The organism is Neobacillus sp. GCM10027624, from assembly GCF_042675345.1.
Classification (GTDB): domain Bacteria; phylum Bacillota; class Bacilli; order Bacillales; family Cytobacillaceae; genus Neobacillus; species Neobacillus cucumis_D.
The window spans coordinates 120,895-141,321 of sequence record NZ_JBHTHD010000023.1 but is presented as its reverse complement, the minus strand read 5'-3'; the positions used below and the strand labels follow the sequence as shown (position 1 = coordinate 141,321).

Here is a 20,427-nt window from a genome sequence, read left to right as displayed (position 1 = left end):
ACCTCCTTGTTAATCGGTTAAATGAACATACCCTGGGCGATTCCATTTACGCTGAACTTCGACCCCAGCTTGCGGATTCCGTTGTTTATTTCGCGGGTTTGTATTTGGAAGCGGATTTTTTCCCTCTTCACGAATAAGCTCCATCCGCACCTTCATTTGTTTATAAGCAGGTGTATTCGTTCGTAAATCGGTTGTTGTACCGATTAAAAAGTTAATGGCCGAGTCCTTTTCCGTTGAATTCATCGGCAAATATAGTTCGTTTGCTTTCACGCGGTCCGTAACAAGCGCCGGTAATTTTAGTGCACCAAAAGGTGAAACAAGGCGGACAATGGAACCGTCCTGAACCCCTCGGTCTTTCGCAAGCTCCGGTGATACTTCTACAAAAATTTGAGGGACTTTTGCCTGGATTCCAAAAGATTTATTTGTTAAATTCCCTTCATGGAAATGCTCAAGCATCCGGCCATTGTTGATATGAAGATCATATTCATCCGGAAACTCCTCAGGAGCAACCCACTCGGAAAGCGAGAAACGAGCTTTTTTATCTGGAAAATTAAAACCATCTACATACAGAAGCGGTGTGCTAACCCCATCATTGCTTCCCCAAAGGAAACTGTTCCAGCCATCAAGGTCATTATAATTTGCTTGACTGAAAAGTGGGGAGAGGCTGGCCATCTCGGCAAAAATTTCACTTGGATGATTGTAGTTCCAATTGGCTCCTAAGTGATTGGCGATTTCTTTGATAATCCACCAATCTGGCTTTGATTCGCCAAGTGTTGGTAATGCTTGGTATAAACGTTGAACACGCCGTTCGGTATTCGTGAAGGTTCCTTCTTTTTCAAGAGAAGGCGCAGCTGGTAAAATAACATCCGCATATTGAGCCGTTCTGGAGAAAAATAGATCCTGCACTACAAAGAAGTCAAGGCTTGCTAACGCTTCGTGAACATGATTCGCATTTGCATCCACTAGTGCCATATCTTCACCAACCAGATACATTGCTTTTATTCTACCTTGTTTAACGGCTTTCAACATTTGAATGCTGTCAAGGCCTGGTAATCCATCAATCATGACACCGTAGGCTTTTTCAAATTTCGTCCGTGCAGCCTCATCGGTTACATGCTGATATCCTGGAAGCCAGCCTGGAAGTGTTCCCATATCACAGGCTCCTTGAACATTGTTGTGTCCGCGGAGAGGGTAGGCACCAGCGCCAGGACGGCGGTAGTTACCTGTTGCAAGAAGCAGATTAGAAATCGCAGCGGATGTTTCAGAACCGCCTTTGTTTTGGGTAACACCCATTCCCCAAAGAATGCAGGTACCGTCTGCGTCACGAATCATTTCAGCTACTTGAATGAGTGTTTCCTGAGTAATTCCAGTGATTTTTTCTGCATATTCCAAAGTGTACCTTTCAAGGACCGTTTTGAAGTCTTCAAAGAAATTGACGTTTTCTTCAATGAATTTTTGGTCATTCCAGCCCTGGTCAATTAAATATTTTGTTACAGCCATAAGCCATACTTGGTCCGTACCTTGCTTTGGACTGATGAAAATATCGGAACGCTCGGCCATTTCGTTTTTACGCAGATCGGCCACGATTAATTTTTGACCATGAAGTTTATGGGCACGCTTTATTCGGGTTGCCAAGACTGGATGTCCTTCTGCTGGATTAGCGCCAACAATGATGACCAGGCCTGCTTTTGCGATATCCTGAATTGTTCCGGCATCACCGCCCATCCCAACAGTTCGAAATAAACCGTCCGTTGCAGGAGATTGGCAATAGCGGGAGCAATTATCGACATTGTTTGTCTCAAATACTTGCCGCGCCAGCTTTTGCATTAAATAATTTTCTTCGTTGGTTATTTTGGAAGAGGAGACAAAACCAATGGAACCTTGCCCATTTTCTTCTTGAATGGATCCTAGCCTGTTGGCCACGAGGGCGAGTGCTTCCTCCCAAGTAGATTCAACAAATTCGCCATTTTTACGAATTAATGGTTTTGTAATCCGTTCGTTGCTATTGACGAAATCCCAGCCGAATTTCCCTTTAATACAGGTTGAAATGGCGTTAACGGGCGCATCATGAGAAGGCTGGATTTTAAGAATCTTTCGGTCTTTCGTCCAGACCTCAAACGTACAGCCCACCCCGCAAAAGGTACAAACGGTTTTGGTCTTTTTTGTGCGCGTTTCGCGCATGGAAGCTTCTGCTTCTGAGACAGCTAGAATACCAGAGTAACCCGGTTCCACTTCTTTTACTAAATCAATCATCGATGTCAGCAGTCCTTGGTTCATTCCGCTCATAAAACCGGCCTCACCGAGCATCGATTTTTCCATTAAGGCATTACAAGGACAAATGGTCACGCATTGACCACAACTGACACAGGAGGAGTCATTGATATTGACGCCATTGTCCCAAAGAACACGAGGCCGTTCTGCCTCCCAATCAATGGAAAGGGTTTCATTTACTTGGAGGTTTTGACAAACCTCAACACATTGCCCGCAGGCAATACATTGATTCGGGTCATAGCGATAAAATGGGTGGGACATATCCACTGCATTCGTATCTGTCTTTGGAGTGTAGGGATACTTTTGGTGCTCGATTTCCATTAAATCAACGGTGTTATGTACCTTACAGTTACCATTATTGTTATCGCACACGGTACAGTAGAGCAGGTGGTTTTCTAACAATCGATCCATTGCCTCCGTTTGCACATTCTTCGCACGCGGGGAAGAAAGTGAAATGTCCATCCCATTTGAAATTGTAGTTGAACAAGAGCGAACTAGCATTCCATCGACTTCGACGATACAGGTATCGCAGGTTTGAATCGGATCTACCTCTGGAACATAGCAAACTTGCGGATGGGGAATTTCATTTTGATTGATGATTTCTAGAATGGTTGAACCTTGCTTTGCTGTATAGCTATGATTATTTATTTTGACGGTAATCATTTTGTCGTTCATGTTTGACCTCCTTATAAAGAAATATAAAAAACTCCACCACGAACACAGCTGCCTTTTCGTTCCAGGCAGTATGTTTTGCATGGTGGAGTAGTTTAATAGCAGTCCTTGCAATTAGACCAATCCAATTTTTAAAATAAATAGAAAGACTCTATACAATCAATATATCGAGTCCATCAATGACACTATAATTATAGTGGTAATCATAAAAAATCGCAATATTTTAATTTCTCTCCAGTAAGTTTCTCTTTATTTTTAAAAACGAATCATTTAATATTTTAATAAAAGTTTGGAAGCACCGGAGGATTGTAAAATGTCAAAAGTAATTCATGAATTTAATGATATTATTCGCAAGCTTCGTAAAGATTTATTCGGAAAAGGGCCGGAAAGAATTCATACGGTATTTACGGAAAACATGGCGATTTCTACACTATACGGCAATTTGACTCCAACCGAAAAGTTTATTTGCCAATCAACGGATGGAACAGAAATGGTGCATATGGCTCGAACAAAAATGATTCAAAAAGTTTATTCTGAGAACCTTCCAGAAGGCTTAGAAGAGGTCGTTGGCGCGAAATTAATCCATCTTTTTTCTGACATAAAGGTAAAAGAAGACATTGCTGTTTCCGTTTTTGTATTTGATAAAAACATATCTTCATAGGGGGGAGTGTTCATGAATCTAGTTAAAAATAAGCGGGAGATTCTCCAGTTTAAGAATGGGCGTTTCACGAATGTATCGGACAGCATCGTAACGGAATTTCCCGTAACGGTAAAAATTAATGGCGAGGAGTTTGTGACACTTGTGTGTACCCCGGAGTACATCGAGGATATGGTGGTTGGTTTTCTCGCGGCTGAAGGAGTTATTCGCCAATATGAAGAGATTGACAACATGTGGATTCAGGAAAAAGAGGGAATCGTCCACATCGAAACCTCAAAAATAAATCCTTTTTATCAAAAGCTTCAAGGAAAGCGCTTTATTACTTCCTGTTGCGGGAATAGCCGGCAAGGGTTTGTTTTCGTGAATGATGCGATGACAGCGAAGAAAATGGATGACCACTATCATGTTAAAGTATCTGTTCACGATTGTTTTCGGCTTATTGAGGAATTGGAGAATGCTGCAGTTATTTTTCAAGAAACAGGTGGAGCACACACGGCTGCATTATGTGATGCAGGTGGCATTGTTTTAAGCCGGACTGACATCGGGAGGCATAATGCTCTGGATAAAATTTATGGATATTGTTTGAAGAATAATATTTCTGTTGCTGATAAAATCATTGTTTTTAGCGGCCGGATCTCTTCGGAAATTTTGTTAAAGGTTGCAAAAATTGGCTGTGAGGTGATTCTTTCAAAATCAGCACCAACAGAACTTGCCCTCCAGCTGGCCGAGGATTTGGGCATTACCACAATCGGGTTTATCCGCAATGAGTCTTTGAATGTGTATACACATCCGGGACGAATTGTTGGGGAATGATGATTTTTTAGAAGGACAAAATAAACTGGGATCCCTTTTATGGACGTTTTCTAAGTCCCTCACAAATTTTGTCCTTCAAAAAGGCAAGCTTCTACTGTTTAAGTTTTTTGATAATAAACGTTTCAAGTTTTTCCCATGGAAGAATATTCTTTAAAAACAAGTTTGATTTTACTCCTTTCCCAATAGGGTACCTTAGTTTAGGCGGCTTGACCTGGGTAGCAATTTCCGCCACTAATTTTGCTACTTCTATTGGATCTCCATAACCTGTTTTTCCATTATCAATTTCTTTCAAGATGCTTTTCATATAGTCAGTATAAGGGGAATCAGTATCGACCACCATGTCATCCACACTTGTCCAAATATTGGTTTGATAGGAACCTGGCTCTATTAAGGATACATCAATTCCTAAAGGTTTAAGCTCGAGCCTTAAACTTTCGCTATATCCTTCAAGCGCATGCTTTGAGGCAGAATAGGCAGATAACCCGGGGAATCCAAACCTTCCACTAATGCTGCTCATATTAATAATTCTTCCTCGGCCATTTGCCCTCATAAACGGAAGAACGGCATTTGTCAGAGAAATTACACCAAAGAAATTGGTTTCAAATTGCTTCTGATAGTCTTCGATTGAGAGTTCCTCACTAAATCCCCCGACAGCAAAACCCGCATTGTTAACTAACACATCGACCGATGGACACACAGATAGAAAACTTTTAAACTCATCAATTGACTCAGGTGAAGTCACATCAAGGTGATGGACATGAATGAAATCCACTACCTGCTTTTCTTTTGCCAATTCTAAAAGCTGCTCAGATTTAGTTAAATCCCTCATCGTTGCAATTACCGTAAATCCCTTTAAGGCTAATTCGATCACAGTCAATAAACCAAAACCGCTCGAGGAACCCGTTACAATTGCTGTTTTTTTCTCCATATATTTCTCCTTTAAGAGCCTTTTCATTTATTAAAACGTATTGTGAGAAGGGTTGTATAGAAAAAAGTATGAATTTTTTAATAGTATAGTATATTTATCTATATATACCTTTTAGAAAAGAGGGAATTTCATGAACAAAGATTTTTATGTGAAAAATCGCAATCATTTATATGAAAAGCTTGAAGATCGTTCACTGCTTGTTTTGTTTGCCGGGAAAGCCCCGCAAAAATCCGCTGATGAAGACTATAGGTTCATTCCGAACCGCAATTTTCTATATTTAACAGGTATTGATGAGCCAAATATTATTTTTTTCGCACATAAAACAAATGACGTCATACAAGAATATCTTTTTATCGAAAAATCAGATCCTTTATGGGAAAAATGGATCGGGAAGGCTATTACTAAAGAAGAGGCGGCAAAGGTCTCAGGAATCAGCAATATCCAATTCATCGAACAATTTGAATCCTTCCTATCGCGGACTCTTTTAACAAATGTCCTTTCAAATATTTATCTTGATCTGGAAAGAAGAGAGCTCGATAAAATTACGACAAAAGCACAGCAATTTGCTCAAAAAATTCAGGCGAATTATCCATACATACAAATGAAGAATGTTTACCCGGATATTTGCGAATTGCGTGTTTATAAAACACCGGAAGAAATCGAAGAAATTAAAAAAGCGATTGAGATTACGAATGAAGGAATTAAAAACTTAATGAGCCACGCAAAAGCAGGTATGAAGGAATACCAGCTTGAAGCCTATTTTGATTTTACGCTTAAATCGGAAGGGGTAAGGGATTATGCCTTTCCAACGATTGTTGCTAGTGGAAAGAATGGCACCATCCTTCACTATGAAAAAAATAATGCAACGGTTGAGGACGGGAGCCTTGTCCTGCTTGATTTAGGTGCTCAATATCATTATTATAACGGGGATATCAGCTACACCTTTCCGGTAAACGGTAAATTCACGGAAAAGCAAAAAACATTTTACAATATTGTTTTAAAAGCTTTAAGAGAAACTACTGCGCTAATCAAACCAGGTGTGCCACATGCAAAACTGAATGAACATACAAAGAAGGTTTTAGCCGAAGAGTGCATCAAAGTAGGGCTGATTAAAGAAGAAAGTGAAATCATAAAATATTATTATCATGGTGTGAGTCATTTTCTTGGTCTTGATACCCATGATGTGGGCGATTACAAGGATTTGATCTTAAAACCGGGAATGGTGTTAACAGTTGAGCCAGGTTTATATATTGAGGAAGAAGAAATAGGAATCCGCATCGAAGACGATGTTTTAGTAACAGAAGACGGCTGCGAAGTACTTTCAAAAGATATTTTTCGTTCGGTAGAAGAAATAGAAGCGTTTATGAGGAAATAATTTGAAGAGTTGCCTATGTTTTTTATAACATTATGATAAAATAATGTTTATCTAAACATATGGAGGCAACTATGCTAACTTTTGAAGAAAAACTTGCGATTATTCAGACATACCCTGAATTGGAGAGGGTGAATGTTTCTCTTGGACGAGTGAATTTCCAATTTAATGAAAGTGTTTATGACAAGAAAAACGTCGTTTATCACCTGCACCCAAATGGAAATGGCTTTGTCTATGCTGGTCGTATTTCAAATTGCAAAACCGATGATAAAGGGATGGTCAATATTCGTGACTATTCTGCTGAGGACTTAAAACAATTGATTAAAGATGCAATCACCAGCCTATCTGCTGTTGAAAAACCAATCGCAGAAGAAGCGATTATTGGCGACCTAGAAGAAGAACGCTGGGTGAATAAAGAGAATGAAACTCTTCTTTTAATCAATGAAGATGAAACCTGGAATATATATTTTGGTCTAAATCTAGAGGAAACCTTCAGTACCTATGAAGAAGCAGAAGTGTTTTTAGTAGAGGAAGGCTTTAGAAGGGCTTAATTTTTAAAACAACTCCGAACGAAAAATTGTTCGGAGTTGTTTTTTTCTCACGACAAGACCCGAAGCCCGATGACTCCGATAATAATTAATATGACACTTAGCATTCGCCCGACGTTTTTCGATTCACCAAATAAATACATGTTGATAGTCACAGCACCTGCCGTTCCAATTCCTACCCAAACGATATAGGCAATACTCAGTTGCAAAAAATGGAAAGAGGTATATAAAAAAGCAAAGGAAGTACAAAAACCGCCTATGTATAACACTCCATTTTTTAAAGATTTCTGTTGACTATACAATTTTAGCCCCGCTGCACCTGTGACCTCGCATGCTGCAGCTAAAAAAACAAACAACCAGCCCATGCTCAGGCAGCTCCTTTCGCAGATTCTTTTTCCTCTGATTTGTTATCTGCCAGATTGAGCCCGATGACCCCGATAATAATTAGAAGGATGAACAAAATCATACCTGTATTAAAGCTTCCCCCAAAAAGGAAGACATCCATTAATACGGTTCCAATTGCTCCGACCCCAGAAAAGATGGCATAAACCGTGCCTGTCGGAAGAGTGGCACATGCATTCGGGAGAAAATGGAAATCAGTAAAAATCACTGCCAAAACAAGAGCCCATTCCCACCAGGTATCAGCTGTATTAAATCCATAAACCCATATTAATTCAAACAAACAAGTTAAACCCACATAAAGCCAGGCTTTATTCAAACCACTCACCTCTAGCATAATGCCTGTATTCTATTTTATAATGCCCGATATTTACTGCACACATTAAAATAGGATACCACTTTGAGGTGCATGTCACCACCCGGTTTTTGCGGTTTTTTGTCAAATGCGAAGAGAAACCATGAAGAATTTTATTCTTTTATATATAATGTAAGGGAAGAATTTTGAGATTTTCTGTTTGGAGTGGAGTATTTTGAGTCGATCTTTTGCAAAATGGTACGATTTTTTTATGAGTCCGTTAGAAAATAAAAAATTTAATGGGATTCGAAAGGAACTTCTCTCAAAGGCAGGGGGGAGTGTTCTTGAATTAGGTTCAGGGACAGGAATTAATTTTCCTTTATATACGGAAGCTGAAAAGGTAACTGCCATTGAACCGAGTCCATATATGATTGAGCAATCCTTAGAAAAGAAAAAACAATCGGTTGTCCCGATTGAACTGGTCCAGGCAAGTGCTGAAGAAATACCATTTGCAGATCATACCTTTGATACAGTTGTAGCCACTCTTGTATTTTGCACGATTCCCAACGCGGAAAAAGCCATGCTAGAAATGAAACGGGTGTCAAAGCCGGATGGGAAAATCCTTTTATTTGAACATGTGAAAATGGAAAATCGTGTTCTTGCGGCGCTTCAGGAGGGCTTAACTCCTGTTTGGAAAAAAATTTGTGATGGATGCTGTTTAAATAGGGACACTTTGGAGTTATTAATCGCCAATGGATTTGATGTAACCGAGGTCAAAAAATATTATCGTGATTTATTTATTTTTGCTGAAGCAATCAATAGAAAGTAAATGGGGGGTTCAAGAAAGGTATTTGTAATTTATAAATTAATGATATCATGAGAAAACGCAAGGAGTGCCCTCGCGTTTTTTAGCTTATTTTATGATCTTCCTTATACTTATCTAAACAATTTTTGCAGATACAATGTTTTCTTAAACTTTCTGCAGGAACCAACTCTAAAATTTCATTCGGAAATACCTCTAAGTCACACCAGCAGTTACCATGCTCCCCGGACCCAGACATACACTTATTTTCTTCTCCACATATAGGACAATATTTATTAGACATTTACAACTCCTCCTCAACCCTTGGTGCAACATGCGTTAATTGCACTCTTTTTTTCTAATTTTAACTCATCTGAAGTTGTTTTGTTGAAAAATTATTGCGATTAATCTTACATGAAGAAACTAAGCACCGACCGTCGTAATCTTCCAAATTCCATTATTTAAGTGCCTTGCTCACTTTCAGCGTTTTTCCTTTAATCGTTGTATTCTCCATGGCTTGAAGCACGAGCGAGCCCTTTCCGTTAAGAATATCAACATAAGACAAATGATCCTGAATCGTAATAATGCCGATATCTTCTGCTGTTACCCCGGGAATTTTTGCAATCGTCCCAACAAAATCAACAGCGCGAAGCTTTTTCTTTTTTCCTCCGCTAAAATGGAGTTTCATAATGCCTTGGTTGATCCGGGCTGTTTTGTTATTTCTTACGACACGGCGACCGCAAATTTTTTCATCAAAATCAGCTTTTCCGGCTTCAACCTCCTGTGATGACGGGGCTTCCATTGTCGGAATCTCAAAGCCAATGTATTTTTCAATTGCCTTAACGAATTTTCCCTCGAAAGGGGTAGCAAAAGTAATGGCTTTTCCCTTATTGCCGGCACGGCCGGTTCGTCCTGTTCGGTGTACATAGCTCTCTTTTTCCATGGGAACATCATAGTTAATGACAAGTGTCACATTATCAATATCAATTCCTCGTGCTGCCACATCTGTAGCTATTAGATAACGGAAATTCCCCATTTTAAAACCGTCCATAACTGCAAATCGATCCTGTTGTTCTAATCCTCCATGAAGTCTTTCACAAGAATAATTGGCCTCGTCCAATTCAGTATAAACGTTATCAACGTGCTCTTTTGTTCTGCAAAAAATAAGACAGCTATCTGGATTTTCAAGAACTGTAACGTCTTTTAGAAGGGAAATCTTGTCGCCTTCCTTTACCTCGATTAACCGGTGCTCTATTGTATCAGTGGTAATTCCTGAAGCTGCAATCTCGATATTCACGGGATCCTTCATATATCTATAGCAGAGATTTTCAACATCTTTAGGCAATGTAGCAGAAAATACCATGGTTACCCTGTTTGAAGGAAGTTCATTTATGATGTCTTCTACCTCGTCAATGAACCCCATATTTAGCATTTCATCCGTTTCATCGATGATTAGATATTTTATTTTTTCTAAAGCTAAAGTACCTCTTTCAATATGGTCCATGACACGTCCAGGTGTCCCGACGACGACATGCGTTTTTTGATGTAATTCTTCTTTTTGTTTTGTAAAAGGTTCTTTTCCATAAACGGCTAAGGCTTTTATCCGTTTAAATCTTCCAATATTCGTAACATCTTCTTGAACTTGAACCGCAAGCTCTCTAGTTGGTGTCAGAATTAATGCTTGTGGCTTTTTTTCTTCCCATTCTATTCTCTCGCAAAGAGGGATTGCAAAGGATGCAGTCTTTCCGCTCCCGGTTTGGGATTTTACTACCAGGTCCTGATTTTTCATAGCTAATGGGATAACTTTACTCTGAACCTCTGTAGGAGTATCATATTTTAAAATAGCAAGTGCTCGTGTTATTTCTTTGCTTAACTGGAAATCGTCAAAATTTCTATCACACATGTGGTAACCTCGTTTTTTTATATTATCCGATCGTTATTTAGGATTTCTATTAAAGAAATTTCATATGCAAATCGAATATGTTTCATTATACTTGAAACCCATTCAAATTACCCATTATTTAAAATAATCTACTTTAACATGACACCTGCAACTAACCAGTCTAATTTTCTTCCTATATACCTTATATACCCAAAATAAGAAGGGAATTACAAAATGCAGTAATTTCATTCTTTTCTCGTATTGTAACTCATAAGAAGTAATTTTGTTGAAAAAAATAAACACGGAAATTATCGCGAACTAAGATTGGCAGGTATATAAAAAGTCAGCTTGTATATGACATTTGTCATATCGTGTACATGACACCTGCTACTAACAAGTCCAATTTTCTTCCTATATACTTTAAATAACGACAGAACAAGAAGGGAATTACAAAAATGACCCTAGAAAACACGAAAAATTTAAAAAAACAAGTTGCCCCCTTTGAAAAATCAACGACAAAAGAAAGTGTCTGGCAGCTCATCAACACAGTCGTACCATTTATTCTGTTATGGTACCTTGCCTATATAAGCCTTTCCGTTTCTTATTGGTTAGCATTGGTTCCTATTGTGTTAGCCTCAGGCTTTTTGACACGAATTTTTATTATTTTTCATGATTGTACCCATCATTCCTTTTTTAAAAATCGCAGTGTCAACCGGATCATTGGAACCTCAATGGGAGTATTAACTCTATTCCCGTTTGATCAATGGGGACATGAGCATTCTGTTCATCATGCGACAAGCGGTAACTTGGATAAGCGCGGTACAGGAGATATATGGACACTTACAGTGGAGGAATATTTAGCTGCACCACTTAGACTCCGTTTAGCCTATCGTTTTTATCGTAATCCATTTGTTATGTTTGGATTAGGACCGATTTATGTTTTTCTCCTTAAAAATAGATTTAACCGTAAAGGTGCCAAAAAGAAAGAACGCTTGAACACTTATTTAACGAATGTTTTAATCGTTGCTATCATTGGATTGCTTATTTGGGCAATCGGCTGGCAGTCGTTTTTATTGGTAGAAGGTTCTATTTTCTTACTATCTGGTGCCGTTGGAATTTGGTTGTTTTATGTACAACACACATTTGAAGATTCTTATTTTGAAGAAGATAAAGATTGGGAATATGTAAAGGCAGCGGTTGAAGGAAGTTCTTATTATAAGCTTCCGAAGATTATCCAATTTCTTACGGGTAATATTGGTTATCACCATGTTCACCATCTAAGTCCAAGGGTTCCAAACTATAAACTTGAAGAAGCACATAATCAGACGCTTCCATTACAAAACGTACCAACCATTACCCTTGCTACAAGTTTGCGCTCACTAAAGTTCCGCCTATGGGATGAGGAAAGCAAGAATTTTGTAAGCTTTCGGGAGATTAAATATTTAGCAAAACGCAATATTACAGTTCAAGTAAAACCTGAACATTAATTTTTCAGAGACTCTCCTTCATATAAGGGGAGTCTCCTTATTAGACACGCCAGATAAGGAGAGAACCTAGATGATTCGAATTGTCATTGCCGAGGATCAAGAAATGCTGTTAGGGGCAATTGGTTCCCTGCTTAATTTGGAAGAGGATATGGAAGTGGTTGGGCAAGCCTGCAATGGGGAAGAGGCTCTTGCACTTGTAAAGCAACTACAACCGGATATTTGCTTGATGGATATCGAGATGCCTAAAAAGAGCGGACTTGAGGCAGCTGAAGCTTTAAGGTCAACTGGTTGTAAAGTGATTATTTTTACAACCTTTGCGAGGACTGGATATTTTGAGCGGGCCTTGAAAGCGGATGTTAGAGGTTATTTATTAAAGGACAGCCCGAGCGAAGAGTTAGCTTGCTCGATCCGCCGCATTATGGCTGGAGAGCGGAGTTATTCCCCAGAGTTAATAGAAGATGATGATCGTGTATTTGAACCTTTATCCGCCAATCAACCCTCTACCCAAAGAAGGGATACGATTGGAACGGTTAGAAATTACATTTCAACTATTATGGAAAAAATGAAGTTACCGACTGGTTGAGGAATGGCTATTTGAAAGATATTCGGGCTTGCCTAGATGGCAAGTCCATTTTGTATTTAGGGCGGGGAAAGAACGACCCAAAGATATACAAAACCATGGTATACTAGAAATTGGTATAACTTATTTAAAATTACTGTGGGAGTTGTCAAAATGGTCGCGATAGGTGTGTTAGGTTCAAACCTTTATATTGATGCTATTTCTCCATATTATCATTTATTTCCGGAAATCTCGTTTATCAACTATACATATGATTCGCCCTGGGAAATTGACCATTTGATAGATCAGGCTGGGAAAGAGGTTGATTTTTTACTTTTCTCGGGGGCAATTGCTTATTATTTCGGGCAGAAAAAAACAAATGAAAACCAATTGATGGCTACCTATGTTCCATTTAATGAATTCGTTGTTTCGCTTTCATTGTTTTCAATTTACTTTCATGAAAAAATCCCGTTGGAAAAGATTTCGATTGATTTACCCAAGCAGGAATTTTTAGAGAATGTCTTAAAAGAAATCCATATAACGGATCCAACTTTATTTGTGAAAGACTACCCATGGGTTTATCAAGTAGAAGAAAAGAAGGCAGCCTTCGATATTACTCAATTCGTTCACTTCCATGCAGATTTATATAAAGAGAAAAAAACACAATTTGCTTTAACAAGTATTCATGCCGTATATGAAGAGTTGCAGAAATTGTCTATTCCTTCCATTTATATGGTTCAGCCGAAGCAATCCCTGAAAGAAGGATTGGAAAGGGCAGTGACGTTAACCAGATTAAAGAAAACAAAGGACTCACAGATCGCTGTCATCTCGATAAAAATAGGAAATTATCCAGTACAACAGGAAGAACAAGTTTTTCGCCTGCAGATCCTGCAGCATTTACACCAAATGGCAAGGCAATTAAATGCAAGAGTATCACTGGACCAACATCAGCCGTTTCTTATTTATACGAATCGCGGCTCAATGGAAGTTGCTCTAAAAGAACAAAATCTGCAAAAAATTCTTGAACTTGAAGGAAAAATAAATTCGCCTTTACAAATCGGAATCGGTTATGGATATACGATGAATGAGGCCGAAAACCATGCAACAGAAGCCTTATATTTTACCGAAAAACAAATAACAGAAAAAACAACTATTTTTATATTAGATGAAGACAAAAAACTGATTGGCCCTTTGTTTGAAAATGAAAAACAGTATGTCTTAAAAAATGAAAATCAACATATCCAATCTTTAGCGGATCAACTTAAAATGACCGCGAAAAATCTAATCCGCTTTTTTGATTTCGTTCGGCTTCATCAATTTCGTTCATTCTCAGCACAGGAATTGGCAGATTACTTAGCGGTAAGCAGGCGTTCGGCTGAGAGGTTAATTAAAAGATTTCTTGAAAGAGAATTACTTACGATTACGGGGGAAGAACAGCCATATGACCAAGGACGTCCGCGGGCACTTTATAATATTTCGGAAAAGCTAAAAAAATATTTCTCCTAAAAGGATTGTTTTTTGAAAATTTACAGTATATTATAAAAATAACCTATTAGCGACAGCAAAACGACGGTGTCGCAAAATACAGAGGAGGAAAAAGCACCATGAAAATTATTAAAGCAGATATTATTGGAATCCATTTACCATTACAATCCCCATTTATTATTTCCTACCAGACCTATGAATATATGCCATCGATTATTGTAAAACTCGAAACGGAAGATGGTCTTGTCGGATTTGGAGAAGGAGTTCCGGATGAACATGTAACAGGGGAATCATTTTTTAGCGGAATTGAAATTTTAAAACATCAGTTACTGCCTTTTATCATGGGAGAAAGTCCTTTTGAAATTGAAAAAATTCACCATATTATGGATAGCCGAATTCATGGCAACCCGGCAGCAAAGGCTGCGATTGATATCGCGTGCTATGACCTGATGGGTAAATATGCGGACAAGCCAGTCTACGATTTAATTGGCGGAAAATTTCATAATGAACTTACCTTTGCAAAGGTATTAAGTATTGAAGAACCGGAAGTGATGGCTGAGAAGGCAAAACAGGCGCTTGCTCTCGGATACAGTTCCTTGAAACTAAAGGTTGGATTTGATCTTTTTAAAGATTTAGAACGAGTTAAAGCCGTTCGAGAGGCAGTTGGCTATGGGGTGCCGATTCGAGTCGATGTTAACCAAGGCTGGAAGGATTATTCGACTGCAGCCCAGGCACTTCCATTACTAGAACCGCTCAGAATTTCCTGGCTGGAACAACCGATCAAGATGGGAGATATTGACGGACTTGCAGAGCTTCGAAAGAAAACGGTGATTCCGATTATGGCGGATGAAAGTGTTCATGACGGTTCCGACCTAAATGAAATTATCAAGAAAAATGCCGCTGACAAAATCAATATTAAATTAATGAAATCAGCGGGGATTTATCCTGCGATTCATATGGCTAAAACAGCTGAATATGCAGGTCTTTCCTGCCAAGTCGGATCCATGGTTGAATCCTCGATTGGCTCTGCTGCTGGATATCATACTGCAATGGCCAGAAAAAATATCACCAGCACAGAATTAACCGGGCCGTTGTTATTCAGTAAAGATATTGGTGACCTTGAATATCAAATTCCTTTTGTGGTACTAAGCGAAAAACCTGGTTTAGGTGTTGAAGTGAATGAGGAAACGCTTCAAGAATTAACGATTAAAAAAGAAACGGTTCAATCCAAGTAATGAGGGAATACAGATGAAAAAAACATTAGAAAAATTGAGCCCAATCATTTTTGAACTATTTGAGCATTTACATCAAAATCCGGAGGTCAGCTGGAAAGAAGTTAACACCACGAGCTTCATAGCAAATTTTTTAAAGAGCAATGGGTGGGAGGTTAGAACGTTTCCGGACCATACAGGAGTAATAGGGGAACTAGGAAATGGTCCCCTAACGGTTGGGGTTCGCGCGGATATGGATTCATTATGGCAGGAAGTGAATGGGAGATTTCAAGCCAATCACTCCTGTGGCCATGATGCGCATATGACGATGGTGTTAGGTACGCTGCTTCTTTTAAAAGAAATGCAATTAGAACTGCCGGGACGGCTAAAATTAATTTTTCAACCGGCAGAGGAAGTGGGGGATGGCGCCTTAAAAATGATTGAAAAACAAGTAATCGATGATATTGACTTTTTGTATGGTGTTCATTTACGGCCTATTCAGGAACTTTCGATGGGGACGGCATCACCGGGTATTATTCACGGGGCCGCTGAAACCGTTTCCGCTAAAATTATTGGTTTTGATGCGCATGGTGCTCGCCCTGACTTAGGGGTGAATGCCATAGAAGTGGTTTCCGCAATCGTCGAGCAATTAAAAGGGATCCGTTTGAACCCGTTTGAATCCTTCTCTGTAAAAATGACTCAAGTCAGTGCAGGGGGAGATAACACGAATGTCATTCCCGGATCTGCCCAATTTCATTTAGATTTACGGGCGCAAAAAAATGAAACGATGGATATGCTAGTTCAAAAAGTTGACCATATTTTACAGCAAGTTGCCTCACTTTTTGAGGTGAAGATTGAATTTGAACATAAAGAAAAGGTTTATGCTGCAGTGGTAAATCCTGAGGCGCAGAAAATTATGGCGAAGGCGATTGCAGAATCCATTGGTGCTGAAAATGTTATACCTGCAGTCATCACACCTGGTGCGGAGGATTTTCATTTTTACACAAAGGAGCGCCCGGATTTGAAAGCGGCGATGCTGGGTTTAGGCTGTGATTTAGCACCTGGATTGCATCACCCATATATGTCGTTTAATCGAGATGCACTTTTGAATGGAATTGAAATTTTAACACGAACTGTTCTTGCGACTTTTGAACAATATTAATTAGTTTTATCATTGAGAAAAGAGGTGCATATATGGGTAATACTGCATTACAAACCGAAAAAGAAACTGATTTTTCCGAACACCACCATCTAAAAAGGAATCTCCAGGCAAGGCATCTCACCATGATTGCCATCGGTGGTACGATCGGGACAGGATTATTTCTTGCAAGCGGCTCCACAATCTCTCAAGCGGGCCCGGGGGGAGCTATTTTAGCTTATATCCTAAGTGGTATAATGATGTTTTTTCTAATGACAAGTTTAGGTGAAATGGCCACGCTTTTGCCGATTTCCGGGACCTTTAGCACTTATTCATCCAAGTTTGTCGATCCTGCCTTTGGTTTTGCTCAGGGCTGGAATTACTGGTATTATTCAGCCATGATTATCGCACTTGAATTATCAGCAGCGGGTTTAATCATGAAATTTTGGCTGCCAGATGTTCCGTCCATTTTTTGGAGCGTTCCTTCCCTTACTTTAATTTTTTTATTGAACTTTTTATCTGTAAGAGGCTATGGGGAAGCGGAATATTGGTTTTCGATTATTAAGGTAGCAACGATCATTCTTTTTTTGGCCATTGGTGTCCTGATGATCTTTGGGATTATGGGAGGGCATTCTGTCGGATTTAAAAATCTTACTACGGGAGAAGCTCCTTTTAAGGGAGGATTTTCTTCAATTATTAGCGTTTTCATGATTGTTGGTTTTTCGTTTCAAGGGACAGAAATGGTCGGTTTTTCTGCCGGGGAAAGTGAAAATCCTAGAGAAAATATGCCCAAAGCCATTCGCCAGATTTTTTGGAGAATCTTGCTATTTTTTATCTTTTCCATTATTATCATAGGATTCCTTGTACCTTATAATGATCCAAGACTATTAAACTCTGATAATGTTTCAGAAAGTCCGTTTACATTAGTTTTTGAACGAGCAGGGCTGGCTTTTGCAGCTTCTGTAATGAATGCAGTTGTCCTAACGGCTGTACTCTCCACCGCTAATTCTCAAATGTATGCCGGCTCACGGCTTTTATGGACAATGGCGAAGGAAGGAAATGCTCCAAAATTTTTAACAAAGGTAAATTCACGCGGAATTCCCGCCAACGCACTTTATGTAACAACAGCTGTCGGGATGCTTGCATTTTTATCATCGATCTTTGGTGATGGAAAGGTCTTTTTCTGGCTGTTGAATGCCTGCAGCTTATCAGGATTTCTTGCCTGGATTGGGATCGCTGTCAGCCATTACCGTTTCCGTAAAGGCTATGTGGCTCAAGGAAGAGATTTAAACGAATTACCATATAAAGCAAAGTGGTTTCCCGTTGGTCCTATCCTGACATTGGCTTTATGTATGGTGGCGATCCTTGGACAAGACTATAAGGCATTTTTAGGAGATAAAATTGACTGGAATGGCTTGCTTGTTACCTATTTGGGGATTCCAATCTTTTTAGCGGCTTGGTTAGGCTATAAATATATTAAAAAAACAAAGGTTGTCACATTGAAAGATATGGATTTCGAGCATGAAGATGTATAATCATTTTAGCACAATTTAAAAGAAGGAGGTATGTTGGATGACCGAAAAAAACATCGTAATTCGTACTCTTGAAACAATCGATGAGCTGGAAGAGTTGAGAAGGTTGGAATCGCTGATTTGGAGTGAATATGAGTCCATCCCAAGCAGTCAAACCATTACGGCCATTAAAAATGGCGGCATGGCATTGGGCGCTTTTTTGGAAGACGTACTGATTGGTTTTCAATATAGTTTTCCAGGCTTTAAAAATAATAAGATTTATCTCTGTTCTCATACACTAGGAATTCATCCCGAATACCGTAAACTGGGGATTGGCGAAAAACTAAAGCTTGCCCAAAAGAAAGAGTCTTTAAAAATGGGATATGATTTAGTTACATGGACATATGATCCTCTTGAATCAGTCAATGGCTATTTGAATCTTCATAAGCTTGGAGCAAGATGTTCAACTTATGTAAAGAATTGTTATGGGGAAATGCAGGACGATTTAAATCAGGGCATGCCGTCCGACCGCTTTACGGTTGAATGGTGGGTTATGGAGGATTTGGTTGAAAGGCCAAGCGAGTATGAAGTAGAGGGCCGTTTGTTACTCAAGGTGGACCGTGATTCAGAAGAAAACTTGAACCCGACTGAAACGGATCTGGAGCGGGATACAGCGGAAGGCTTCCTTTTTGTTCCGGTACCGAGTAATTTTCAAACACTGAAGAAAAAGAATCCTGAGCTTGCGATAGCATGGAGAATGAAAACCCGTGAGGTATTTTTTCATTATTTTAAAAATGGCTGGACTGCAATCGATTTGTTAAGAACAAAGTCTGACCCGGATTTGTGTTACTATGTTTTGAAAAAATTATAACCCCTTTGTGGAGGCTGCCCCAAATTTGGGACAGCCTTTTTGAAATCAAAGGTTATTGACCTTGTTGATTTCGTAAGGTTTGTTCAGCGTATGCAACGAGACGCTTTGTCATTTCGCCGCCCACTGAACCGTTTGCTCGCGCGGTCGTATCAGCACCAAGTTGAACTCCAAACTCGTTGGCGATTTCCTCCTTCATTTGATCCAGAACATTGCCTGCACCAGGAACCAAAAGTTTGTTTCTAGCCATGATTCATCACTCCCGCCGAAGTTTTTGAGCAATTAGAATTGCTCGTATATAATGTAACCTATATAGAAATCCTGATTCGTATTGAATGGGATATGCAAATGGATAAATTTATAATTTATATTGAAAGAAAAGGTGTCATGATGCAAAAAATTATTATAATCGGAACAGGGATCCTTGGAGCTTCTACCGCCTACCACCTGACTAAACTAGGTGCACAAGTTACTATGGTTGACCGGGAAGATCCTGGCCAAGCAACAGATGCGGCAGCCGGAATAGTTTGTCCATGGCTATCACAGCGGAGGAACAAAATATGGTATCAATTAGCAAAAGGCGGCGCCCGTTACTATCCCGAATTAATCGCAAAATTAGAAGCCGACGGTGAAACAGAAACCGGATATAAACGGGTGGGAGCTTTAAGTTTACACAACGATCCAAATAAACTCGAACAGATGGCAGAACGGGCACGAAAACGGAGAAAAGATGCCCCGGAAATCGGTGAAATCAAGATTCTGTCACCAGCAGAAACAAAAAAACTTTTTCCACCTTTATCAGAGGAATTCGGTTCTGTTTATGTTAGCGGAGGAGCACGTGTTAATGGACGAGCACTTCGTGATGCATTAAAACGTACAGCGATTAAGAATGGAGCGACTTTTTTAAAAGGGGATGCATCAATCCTCCTAAAAGAAAACCGGGTAATTGGGATTATCATGGAAGAAAAAAGTTTACTTGCTGACCAAGTAATTGTTACTTCAGGAGCATGGGCGAAAGAACTTTTGCAGCCTTTAGGCCTTGAGTTTTCCGTAAAACCGCAAAAAGCACAAATCATTCATTTACAGCTACCTAAAACGGATACAAGTTCATGGCCGGTTGTCATGCCGCCACACACCCAATACATCCTTTCTTTTGAAAATGGACGTGTGGTCGTGGGTTCCACGCACGAAAATGATAAAGGGTTTGATACCCGAGTTACTGCGGGAGGAATCAATGAAATCTTAAGTCAAGCCTTAGAATCAGCACCGGGATTAGCAGACAGTACCGTGCTAGAAACAAGAGTTGGTTTCCGCCCTTTTACTCCAGGGTTTTTACCGGTAGCAGGTCCTTTGCCTGATTGGAATGGAATTTATGTTGCAAATGGGTTAGGTTCATCTGGTTTAACTAGCGGCCCATATCTCGGAGCAGAACTCGCTAAATTAGTCACAGGACAGGAAACAGAGATTGATTTAAATAACTATAGTGTTAAAAATGCAATTTTGTAGAAGAGCACGTTGGCCAGTTAGG

At 39.5% G+C, this 20,427-nt stretch carries 20 protein-coding genes; 13 read left to right on the top strand and 7 right to left on the bottom strand.

The annotated features are described in order from the left end of the window. Window positions 1-9 precede the first annotated feature (9 nt). On the bottom strand, window positions 10-2,946 hold the full coding sequence (gene fdhF / locus ACFQZ9_RS27625; protein ID WP_498946571.1) for a formate dehydrogenase subunit alpha: 2,937 nt from the start codon (window positions 2,944-2,946) through the stop codon (window positions 10-12). Between the two features lie 310 nt (window positions 2,947-3,256). Here fdhF and ACFQZ9_RS27620 point away from each other — a divergent pair, with 310 nt between their 5' ends. After that, a complete protein-coding gene (locus tag ACFQZ9_RS27620) occupies window positions 3,257-3,604 on the top strand; it encodes a Na-translocating system protein MpsC family protein (RefSeq protein ID WP_198311755.1) in 348 nt (115 codons plus the stop codon). A gap of 12 nt (window positions 3,605-3,616) precedes the next feature. Further along, entirely contained in the window at window positions 3,617-4,414 is a 798-nt protein-coding gene (gene fdhD, locus ACFQZ9_RS27615; RefSeq protein ID WP_498946569.1) for a formate dehydrogenase accessory sulfurtransferase FdhD, read from the top strand. Between the two features lie 91 nt (window positions 4,415-4,505). On the opposite strand, the gene ACFQZ9_RS27610 is transcribed toward fdhD, so the two are convergent. After that, the gene (locus ACFQZ9_RS27610; RefSeq protein ID WP_498946568.1) at window positions 4,506-5,342 is read right to left on the bottom strand and encodes an SDR family oxidoreductase; all 837 of its coding nucleotides are present in this window, start codon (window positions 5,340-5,342) and stop codon (window positions 4,506-4,508) included. Between the two features lie 130 nt (window positions 5,343-5,472). Here ACFQZ9_RS27610 and ACFQZ9_RS27605 point away from each other — a divergent pair, with 130 nt between their 5' ends. After that, a complete protein-coding gene (locus tag ACFQZ9_RS27605) occupies window positions 5,473-6,717 on the top strand; it encodes an aminopeptidase P family protein (protein ID WP_498946566.1) in 1,245 nt (414 codons plus the stop codon). Window positions 6,718-6,788: 71 nt separating this feature from the next. Continuing rightward, complete coding sequence (locus ACFQZ9_RS27600; protein WP_498946565.1) at window positions 6,789-7,265, top strand: hypothetical protein; 477 nt, start codon at window positions 6,789-6,791, stop codon at window positions 7,263-7,265. Between the two features lie 47 nt (window positions 7,266-7,312). Here ACFQZ9_RS27600 and ACFQZ9_RS27595 read toward each other — a convergent pair whose 3' ends face one another. Together ACFQZ9_RS27595 and ACFQZ9_RS27590 are read right to left on the bottom strand one after the other, a co-directional pair. Beyond that, window positions 7,313-7,627, bottom strand: a complete 315-nt coding sequence (locus ACFQZ9_RS27595) for a DMT family transporter (RefSeq protein ID WP_198311750.1) — start codon at window positions 7,625-7,627, stop codon at window positions 7,313-7,315. Window positions 7,628-7,629: 2 nt separating this feature from the next. Next, entirely contained in the window at window positions 7,630-7,998 is a 369-nt protein-coding gene (locus ACFQZ9_RS27590) for a DMT family transporter (RefSeq protein ID WP_198311749.1), read from the bottom strand. Window positions 7,999-8,191: 193 nt separating this feature from the next. Here ACFQZ9_RS27590 and ACFQZ9_RS27585 point away from each other — a divergent pair, with 193 nt between their 5' ends. Continuing rightward, on the top strand, window positions 8,192-8,785 hold the full coding sequence (locus ACFQZ9_RS27585) for a class I SAM-dependent methyltransferase (RefSeq protein ID WP_498946563.1): 594 nt from the start codon (window positions 8,192-8,194) through the stop codon (window positions 8,783-8,785). Between the two features lie 79 nt (window positions 8,786-8,864). Here ACFQZ9_RS27585 and ACFQZ9_RS27580 read toward each other — a convergent pair whose 3' ends face one another. Next, entirely contained in the window at window positions 8,865-9,062 is a 198-nt protein-coding gene (locus ACFQZ9_RS27580; protein ID WP_198311747.1) for a cysteine-rich CWC family protein, read from the bottom strand. A 153-nt stretch (window positions 9,063-9,215) separates the two neighbouring features. After that, window positions 9,216-10,661, bottom strand: coding sequence for a DEAD/DEAH box helicase (locus ACFQZ9_RS27575; RefSeq protein ID WP_498946562.1), 1,446 nt, complete (start codon window positions 10,659-10,661; stop codon window positions 9,216-9,218). 434 nt (window positions 10,662-11,095) lie between these two features. Here ACFQZ9_RS27575 and desA point away from each other — a divergent pair, with 434 nt between their 5' ends. From desA to ACFQZ9_RS27540, 7 genes are all read left to right on the top strand, one after another. Further along, complete coding sequence (desA, locus tag ACFQZ9_RS27570; protein ID WP_498946561.1) at window positions 11,096-12,127, top strand: fatty acid desaturase; 1,032 nt, start codon at window positions 11,096-11,098, stop codon at window positions 12,125-12,127. Window positions 12,128-12,197: 70 nt separating this feature from the next. After that, on the top strand, window positions 12,198-12,710 hold the full coding sequence (locus ACFQZ9_RS27565; protein ID WP_498946560.1) for a response regulator: 513 nt from the start codon (window positions 12,198-12,200) through the stop codon (window positions 12,708-12,710). 150 nt (window positions 12,711-12,860) lie between these two features. Continuing rightward, a complete protein-coding gene (locus tag ACFQZ9_RS27560) occupies window positions 12,861-14,192 on the top strand; it encodes a hypothetical protein (protein WP_498946559.1) in 1,332 nt (443 codons plus the stop codon). A gap of 98 nt (window positions 14,193-14,290) precedes the next feature. After that, window positions 14,291-15,406 (top strand): mandelate racemase/muconate lactonizing enzyme family protein, encoded by a 1,116-nt coding sequence (locus ACFQZ9_RS27555; protein WP_498946558.1) that lies wholly within the window; start codon window positions 14,291-14,293, stop codon window positions 15,404-15,406. Window positions 15,407-15,419: 13 nt separating this feature from the next. Further along, complete coding sequence (locus ACFQZ9_RS27550) at window positions 15,420-16,544, top strand: M20 peptidase aminoacylase family protein (protein WP_498946556.1); 1,125 nt, start codon at window positions 15,420-15,422, stop codon at window positions 16,542-16,544. A 32-nt stretch (window positions 16,545-16,576) separates the two neighbouring features. Continuing rightward, entirely contained in the window at window positions 16,577-18,055 is a 1,479-nt protein-coding gene (locus ACFQZ9_RS27545; RefSeq protein WP_498946555.1) for an amino acid permease, read from the top strand. 37 nt (window positions 18,056-18,092) lie between these two features. Beyond that, window positions 18,093-18,902: a GNAT family N-acetyltransferase gene (locus tag ACFQZ9_RS27540; protein ID WP_498946553.1), complete on the top strand. Its 810-nt coding sequence runs from the start codon at window positions 18,093-18,095 to the stop codon at window positions 18,900-18,902. Between the two features lie 52 nt (window positions 18,903-18,954). On the opposite strand, the gene ACFQZ9_RS27535 is transcribed toward ACFQZ9_RS27540, so the two are convergent. After that, window positions 18,955-19,149: an alpha/beta-type small acid-soluble spore protein gene (locus tag ACFQZ9_RS27535; protein WP_198311738.1), complete on the bottom strand. Its 195-nt coding sequence runs from the start codon at window positions 19,147-19,149 to the stop codon at window positions 18,955-18,957. Between the two features lie 140 nt (window positions 19,150-19,289). Between ACFQZ9_RS27535 and ACFQZ9_RS27530 the strand changes: the two genes are divergently transcribed. Continuing rightward, the gene (locus ACFQZ9_RS27530; protein WP_498946750.1) at window positions 19,290-20,405 is read left to right on the top strand and encodes an NAD(P)/FAD-dependent oxidoreductase; all 1,116 of its coding nucleotides are present in this window, start codon (window positions 19,290-19,292) and stop codon (window positions 20,403-20,405) included. Window positions 20,406-20,427: the final 22 nt, after the last annotated feature.

Coding starts and splice junctions, on each gene's coding strand:
- ACFQZ9_RS27610 (WP_498946568.1), bottom strand. CDS start 5,342: ATGGAGAAAAAAACAGCAATTGTAACGGGTTCCTCGAGCGGTTTTGGT.
- ACFQZ9_RS27540 (WP_498946553.1), top strand. CDS start 18,093: ATGACCGAAAAAAACATCGTAATTCGTACTCTTGAAACAATCGATGAG.
- ACFQZ9_RS27555 (WP_498946558.1), top strand. CDS start 14,291: ATGAAAATTATTAAAGCAGATATTATTGGAATCCATTTACCATTACAA.
- ACFQZ9_RS27600 (WP_498946565.1), top strand. CDS start 6,789: ATGCTAACTTTTGAAGAAAAACTTGCGATTATTCAGACATACCCTGAA.
- ACFQZ9_RS27565 (WP_498946560.1), top strand. CDS start 12,198: ATGATTCGAATTGTCATTGCCGAGGATCAAGAAATGCTGTTAGGGGCA.
- ACFQZ9_RS27550 (WP_498946556.1), top strand. CDS start 15,420: ATGAAAAAAACATTAGAAAAATTGAGCCCAATCATTTTTGAACTATTT.
- ACFQZ9_RS27605 (WP_498946566.1), top strand. CDS start 5,473: ATGAACAAAGATTTTTATGTGAAAAATCGCAATCATTTATATGAAAAG.
- ACFQZ9_RS27590 (WP_198311749.1), bottom strand. CDS start 7,998: ATGCTAGAGGTGAGTGGTTTGAATAAAGCCTGGCTTTATGTGGGTTTA.
- ACFQZ9_RS27560 (WP_498946559.1), top strand. CDS start 12,861: ATGGTCGCGATAGGTGTGTTAGGTTCAAACCTTTATATTGATGCTATT.
- ACFQZ9_RS27535 (WP_198311738.1), bottom strand. CDS start 19,149: ATGGCTAGAAACAAACTTTTGGTTCCTGGTGCAGGCAATGTTCTGGAT.
- ACFQZ9_RS27530 (WP_498946750.1), top strand. CDS start 19,290: ATGCAAAAAATTATTATAATCGGAACAGGGATCCTTGGAGCTTCTACC.
- ACFQZ9_RS27580 (WP_198311747.1), bottom strand. CDS start 9,062: ATGTCTAATAAATATTGTCCTATATGTGGAGAAGAAAATAAGTGTATG.
- ACFQZ9_RS27545 (WP_498946555.1), top strand. CDS start 16,577: ATGGGTAATACTGCATTACAAACCGAAAAAGAAACTGATTTTTCCGAA.
- fdhF (WP_498946571.1), bottom strand. CDS start 2,946: ATGAACGACAAAATGATTACCGTCAAAATAAATAATCATAGCTATACA.
- fdhD (WP_498946569.1), top strand. CDS start 3,617: ATGAATCTAGTTAAAAATAAGCGGGAGATTCTCCAGTTTAAGAATGGG.
- desA (WP_498946561.1), top strand. CDS start 11,096: ATGACCCTAGAAAACACGAAAAATTTAAAAAAACAAGTTGCCCCCTTT.
- ACFQZ9_RS27595 (WP_198311750.1), bottom strand. CDS start 7,627: ATGGGCTGGTTGTTTGTTTTTTTAGCTGCAGCATGCGAGGTCACAGGT.
- ACFQZ9_RS27575 (WP_498946562.1), bottom strand. CDS start 10,661: ATGTGTGATAGAAATTTTGACGATTTCCAGTTAAGCAAAGAAATAACA.
- ACFQZ9_RS27620 (WP_198311755.1), top strand. CDS start 3,257: ATGTCAAAAGTAATTCATGAATTTAATGATATTATTCGCAAGCTTCGT.